Genomic DNA, 6,058 nt, shown 5'->3' on the forward strand with positions numbered 1-6,058 from the left:
AAGTGCGGAGGATTCATGAGTGATCTGACCCAGGCGCGGTGGACGCACGTCGCGCTGCCCACCGGGGACCTCGACGCGGCCATCGCCTTCTACACGTCGCTGACGCCGCTGGTCGTGGTCGAGCGTTTCCGGGACGCCGACGGCGAGAGCGCCTGGCTCTCCAACGACAAGCAGGTCGAGACCCCGATGGTCCTGGTGCTCGTCTCGTTCAACAAGGACAAGGGCGGCAAGCTCGGGCTGCTGACGCCGTTCGCGCACATCGGCATCGAGGTGCCGCAGCGCGGCGACGTGGACGCCATCGCGGAGCGGGCGCGCGAACTGGGCTGCCTGCACTGGGAACCCCGTGACATGCCCGACCCGGTCGGCTACATCTGCGCGCTGAAGGACCCCGACGGCAACGTCATCGAGATCTCGCACAACCAGCAGGTGTTCACCACGGTGCGCAAGCTGTGGGCGAACCCCTCCTGACCGGAGAGCTCACCCGGGCCGCGGTCGCGCGGTACGTCGAGGCGCTCAACGCGCACGACGCCGACGCGATCGCGGCCTGCGTGAGTGAGGACTTCGTCAACGAGCACACCTCCGCCCTCGGGCGGAACGTGACCGGCCGCGCCGGCTACCGCGCCAACCTCACCGGTTTCCTGGCCGACTTCGCCGGCCTGCGCTACGAGGTCGAGGATCTCTTCGTCGAGGGCGACCGGGCGGCCCTGGCCTACTCGATGTCGTTCACCCTGGTCTCGGCGGGCCGCAAACCGGTGCGGGTGCGGGGGATGTTCAGGTTCCGGGTCGGAGCCGACGGCCTGATCGCGCACCGGACCGACTACTGGGACAGCGGCGAGGTGCGCCGCCAGCTCGGCGACGCCCCGGCCTGACGGGCTCCGGCGGGTCGCGGGGTCCGCAAAAGGGATCCGAGGGCGTCGTCCGGGCGGGCGGCGCCCTCGGATCGCCCGGTCAGGGCGCCGTCAGGCTGCCGTGGACCACCTCGCCGCCGGCCATCACCGCCGACACCCGCAACGTCCGGTCGAGGACCACCAGGTCGGCGTCCTTGCCGGGCTGGATCGCGCCCGTCCGGTCGGAGATGCCGAGCAGGTGGGCGGGGGTCGTGGCGGCCGCGATGGCGGCGTCCACGATGGAGACCCCGATGTCGCGCACCGCGTGGCGGACGGTGGCGTCCATCGTGAGGGTGGAACCCGCGAGGGTGCCGTCGGCGAGCTTCACCGTTCCCTCCTCGGCGAAGACCGGCACCGGCCCCAGGTGGTACCGGCCACTGGTCATGCCCGCGGCGGGGGTGGCGTCGGTGACGAAGGCGACCCGGTCGGAGCCGGCCGCGGACAGCGTCATCCTGACCGCCTCGTCGTGCACGTGCACCCCGTCGTTGATCAGCTCGCAGACGACGTTCTCGTCGGCCAGCGCGGCGCCCGCCGGCCCCGGGTCGCGGTGGTGGAAGTGGCGCATCGCGTTGAACAGGTGGGTCGCCAGCCGCGCCCCCGACGCGAAGGCGTCGCGCGCCTGGTCGTAGTCGGCCTCGGTGTGTCCCACGGCGGCGATCACGCCCGCCTCGGTGACCTCTCTCAGCAGGTCCATGCCTCCGGGCAGCTCGGGCGCGAGCGTCACCACCCGAACCGTGCCGTCCCCTGCCTTCAGCAGGTGCCGCAGCGCCGCCCGGTCGGGGGCGAGCAGGTGCTCGGCGTGGTGCGACCCCTTCTTCGCCGGGTTGAGGAACGGACCCTCCAGGTGCACCCCGACGATCCGCCCCCGGCCGGTGTCGCCCGACCGGATGATCTCCGCGATCGCCGCGACCGAGGCGGCCATCCGGTCGAGCCGGTCGGTGACCAGGCTCGCGAGGGTCGAGGTGGTCCCGTGGCGCCGGTGGAAGGCCACCGCGGTGAGGATCTCCTCCTGGTCGTCGGTGGTGATCTGCGCTCCGCCTCCACCGTGCATGTGCAGGTCGATGAAGCCGGGCAGGACGAACCGCCCGCCCAGGTCGTGGAGCACCGCGTCGCTCCTCGCGGGCGGATCCCCCCTGCCCACTCCGGCGATCCGGCCCTCCTCGACGGCCACCCAGCCGGGGTCGAGGACCTGGTGAGGGGTGACGACACGGGCATTCACCACGATAACCATGATCATCTCCATAACGACGCACCGGCGCGGGCGGTCCCAGGCGCGCCGCGCTTCGCCCACGACCGGCGTGGGGCGTCTTGCGGTGGCACGGGAGGCAACCGGTCTGGACCAGTGTGGCCGACAATACCGGCAAAGTTAGCTGTGTCACAGAAAATTCATTGCCCGGTATAGACCAGCCGCTTGCCTTCTCCCTATTCTGGCGGGCACCGCGAGGAGTTTGAGGCGGTTTCCCCCCGCGACGGCTGGGCTCTGGGCCCGCAACTGGTACGGACCAGAGGGGTCGTCGACACGTGAAGGTGGTTGAAGCAGTGAAAATGAAGCTGACGGGCCCGGCCGCGCTCGGTATGGCCGCCGCACTGGTACTGACCGGTTGCGGCTCGGGTGACTCAGCCGACGACGGCCAGGTGACGCTGAAGATGGTCGCGGCCGACTACGGCGACGGGCCGTCCGCCGAGAACAGCGGCGACAAGTTCTGGAAGGGCGTCGTCGACGAGTTCCAGAAGGCCAACCCGAACATCAGGGTCGAGGTCCAGGTCATCAACTGGAACGACATCGACCAGCAGGTCGCCACGATGGTGCAGAACGGGCAGATGCCCGACATCCTGCAGACCGGCGACTACTCCGGCTTCGTCAAGGACGGCCTGCTCTACAAGGCCGACGAGGTCCTGTCGCCGAACGTCCTCTCCGACCTGCTGCCGAAGTTCGCCGAGGCCGGCAAGGTGGAGGGCACCGCCTACGGCATCCCCTTCCTCTCCACCGCCAGGGCGCTCTTCTACAACAAGGACCTGTTCGCCAAGGCCGGGATCACCGAGCCGCCCGAGACCTGGGACGAGCTCAAGGCCGGCGCCGAGAAGCTGAAGAAGGCCGGGGTCGAGCAGCCGTTCGGCCTGCCGCTGGGCAACGAGGAGGCCCAGGCCGAGTCGCTCCTGTGGTTCATGGGCAACGGCGGCGGATACAAGGACGCTTCGGGCAACTGGGTGATCGACTCCCCCCGGAACATCGAGACGTTCAAGTACCTCAAGGGCATGGTCGACGCCGGTCTCACCACGCCGAACCCGGGCACCAAGAACCGCAAGGACGTCTGGACCGACTTCGCCGGCGGGAAGATCGGCATGGTCAACGGCGGGCCCATGGCCATCCCGATCTTCGAGAAGGGCGGGCTGAAGAACTTCGGCGTCGCCCCGATCCCCGGTAGGACCGGCGTGCTCACCACCACCCTGGGCGTGCAGGACTGGATCATGGCCTTCAACGCCAACGGCCACAAGGAAGAGATCAGGAAGTTCTTCGACTTCTTCTACACCGGCAGCGCCGCGCAGAAGATCAGTGACACCTACAAGCTGCTTCCGGTGACCACGTCGGGCACCGCGAAGCTCGCCTCGGACGCGCAGCTCAAGCCGTTCCTCGACGCGCTGCCCAACGCCACGTTCTACCCGTTCACCGACCCCAGGTGGTCCGACGTGAACACCCAGATCAAGCAGACCATCGGCGGCGCGCTGAACGACCCCGAGACGGTCCTCGGCGCGATCCAGAAGAGCGCGACCGCGGGCTGACGCGGCACGGCGGGGCTCCGGCCGTCCGGGGCCCCGCCCCACGGGCGCGCGGGTCGCGCCCGGCGGAAAGCGTCGAGAGAACCTTGAGAAAGCAGAAGAGATGCAACAGAGAGTCGCCCTGAAGCGGGTGGGGCGCGCCTTGCTGCCATGGGCCTGGACCGGCCCCGCGGTGGTGCTGATCGCCGTGGTGGTCGTCTGGCCGGTCGTCGTCATGGTCCAGTCGTCGTTCCTGAAGATCAGCCGGTTCGGGGTGGTCAACGGGTTCAACGGAACGGCCAACTACGAGAAGTTGTTCGCCGAGCCCGACTTCGGCGGCGTGATGTTCCGCAGCCTGATCTGGGTGGTCGCGGTCGTCGCCCTCACCATCGTGATCTCCCTGGGGCTGGCGTCCCTGTTCAACCAGCAGTTCCCCGGCAGGCGCGTCGCCCGCTGGGCGCTGATCGCCCCCTGGGCGGCGTCGGTGCTGATGACCTCGATCATCTTCAAGTGGATGCTCGACCCCGGCGTCGGCCTGATCAACATCATCCTGCACGAGCTGGGCTTCCTCGACGCGATGGGCGGCGCGGACGCCGACCCGCTCGGCAAGGCCGGCACCGCGTTCCCCTGGCTGATCTTCGTCTCGGTGTTCGTGTCGCTGCCGTTCACGACGTACTCGCTGCTGGCGGGGCTCACGGCCATCCCCGCCGACGTCTACGAGGCCGCCAAGATGGACGGCGCGGGCAGGTGGCGGACCTACTGGTCCATAACGCTGCCGCTGCTCCGCCCCGCGCTGACCGTGGCGACCCTCATCAACGTGATGAACGTCTTCAACAACTTTCCCATCATCTGGGCCATGACCCACGGCCAGCCCGGCTACTCCACCGCGACGTCGACCATCTTCATGTACATCCTCAAGGGATCCGACATCGGTGAGTCCGCGGCGATGTCCGTGATCAACTTCGGCATGGTCATCGTACTGGTGGCCGTCTTCATGAAGGTCAGCCGGGAGAAGCAGGAGGTGGCCCGAGCATGAGCACGTCCACGGTGGCACCCCCGGCACCCCCGGCCGCGAGCGTCTCCCCGGGACGCCCGAAACCGGGGACCGCGCGAAGGCTGCCGTCCGTCAAGAAAGTCGCCGTCGCGGCGGGCGCCTACATCGTCGCGTTCGTCTTCCTGTTCCCGTACATCGAGATGGTGCTCACCGCGCTCCGCCCCCAGGAGGAGCTGCGCGAGGCCACCCTGCTCCCCGAGCGTTTCGCCTGGTCGAACTTCGTCACCTTCTGGTCCAGCGGACTGTCCGGCAACCTCCTGGTCAGCCTGCAGGTGGCGGCGGGTTCGACGATCCTGGTGCTGCTCGTGGCGTTGCCCGCCGCGTACTACACCTCACGGCACGACTTCCGGGGCCGCACGGCGTTCCTGATCCTGGTGCTGATAACCCAGATGTTCCAGCCGACCGCCATGCTCGTCGGTATCTACCGCGAGTTCTACCAGTTCGGTCTGGTGGACACCGTGTGGTCGCTCATCCTGGTCAACGGGGGCTTCAACCTGGCCTTCGCGGTCTGGATCCTCAACGCCTACTTCGCCTCGATCCCGCGCGAGCTGGAGGAGGCGGCGTTCATCGACGGCAACGGCCGGATGGGGACGCTGTTCCGGATCACCCTCCCGCTGGCCGCGCCGGGAGTGGTCACCGCCCTCATCTTCACCTTCATCGCCGCCTGGAACGAGTTCGTGGTGGCGCTCACGCTCACCACCTCCCCGGAAAACCAGCCCCTGACCGTCGCCCTGAACTCCTTCATCGGGCAGTACCAGGTCGACTGGCAGAACCTCTTCGCGGGCTCCGTGATCGCCACGATCCCGGTCATCATCCTGTTCGCCCTCATCGAGGGCAAGGTCGTGGGCGGCCTCACCGCAGGCTCCATCAAATGACCGCACCCGTGCGGCACGCATGGCCGGGCCGCCACCGACCGGAGGGGGCGACCAAGCTCAGTGGCCGGTTTCCGAGCTGACGGGGCGGGTTCGGCTCCCGTCACCCGCTCCAAGCACGAAGGCCCGGGCGAGGACGGAATCTCTTCTCCGCGCACCTGGTGGCGGGCCCGAACGACCGATCCCGCCCGGTCTGTGGACCGGGCGGGATCTATGTGCCGCTTCCTCCCTGGGTTCTTCCCCGGGCTCAGGCCGTTCTGCGAGAAGCGGTCCGAGCCGGTGGCGCGGGCCGCATGGTGAGCGGCCGGCGAGCGGTCCGTGGGCGTCCGGGCTCTGCGGGTGCGGACCGCACAGGGCCGGGTGTGGCCCGCGGGCACGCGCCTTGCGAGGCGAGGCCCGCGGGTGGTGCGGGGGTCAGCCGCTGACGCGGACGATGCCCTGCACGGCCGGGGCGGTGGCGCCGGTGCGCTGGTTGTCGTACACCAGCG

The 6,058-nt window shown here is 69.1% G+C and carries 6 protein-coding genes; 5 read left to right on the forward strand and 1 reads right to left on the reverse strand.

Features of this window, described 5'->3' with window-relative positions; genetic code table 11:
• The first annotated feature begins 15 nt into the window (after positions 1 to 15).
• Complete coding sequence (locus ABD841_RS36595) at positions 16 to 468, forward strand: VOC family protein (protein ID WP_344981307.1); 453 nt, start codon at positions 16 to 18, stop codon at positions 466 to 468.
• Positions 450 to 869 (forward strand): ester cyclase, encoded by a 420-nt coding sequence (locus ABD841_RS36600; protein WP_344981309.1) that lies wholly within the window; start codon positions 450 to 452, stop codon positions 867 to 869. Before ABD841_RS36595 ends, ABD841_RS36600 begins: the two co-directional genes overlap by 19 nt.
• Before the next feature lie 79 nt (positions 870 to 948).
• On the opposite strand, the gene nagA is transcribed toward ABD841_RS36600, so the two are convergent.
• The gene (gene nagA / locus ABD841_RS36605; protein WP_344981310.1) at positions 949 to 2,118 is read right to left on the reverse strand and encodes an N-acetylglucosamine-6-phosphate deacetylase; all 1,170 of its coding nucleotides are present in this window, start codon (positions 2,116 to 2,118) and stop codon (positions 949 to 951) included.
• A gap of 314 nt (positions 2,119 to 2,432) precedes the next feature.
• Here nagA and ABD841_RS36610 point away from each other — a divergent pair, with 314 nt between their 5' ends.
• From ABD841_RS36610 to ABD841_RS36620, 3 genes are all read left to right on the forward strand, one after another.
• A complete protein-coding gene (locus tag ABD841_RS36610; RefSeq protein WP_344981312.1) occupies positions 2,433 to 3,668 on the forward strand; it encodes an extracellular solute-binding protein in 1,236 nt (411 codons plus the stop codon).
• Between the two features lie 100 nt (positions 3,669 to 3,768).
• The gene (locus ABD841_RS36615) at positions 3,769 to 4,680 is read left to right on the forward strand and encodes a carbohydrate ABC transporter permease (RefSeq protein WP_344981314.1); all 912 of its coding nucleotides are present in this window, start codon (positions 3,769 to 3,771) and stop codon (positions 4,678 to 4,680) included.
• Complete coding sequence (locus ABD841_RS36620) at positions 4,677 to 5,573, forward strand: carbohydrate ABC transporter permease (RefSeq protein ID WP_344981316.1); 897 nt, start codon at positions 4,677 to 4,679, stop codon at positions 5,571 to 5,573. Before ABD841_RS36615 ends, ABD841_RS36620 begins: the two co-directional genes overlap by 4 nt.
• Positions 5,574 to 6,058 lie beyond the last annotated feature (485 nt).

The organism is Streptosporangium fragile (assembly GCF_039534445.1).
Lineage (GTDB): Bacteria > Actinomycetota > Actinomycetes > Streptosporangiales > Streptosporangiaceae > Streptosporangium > Streptosporangium fragile.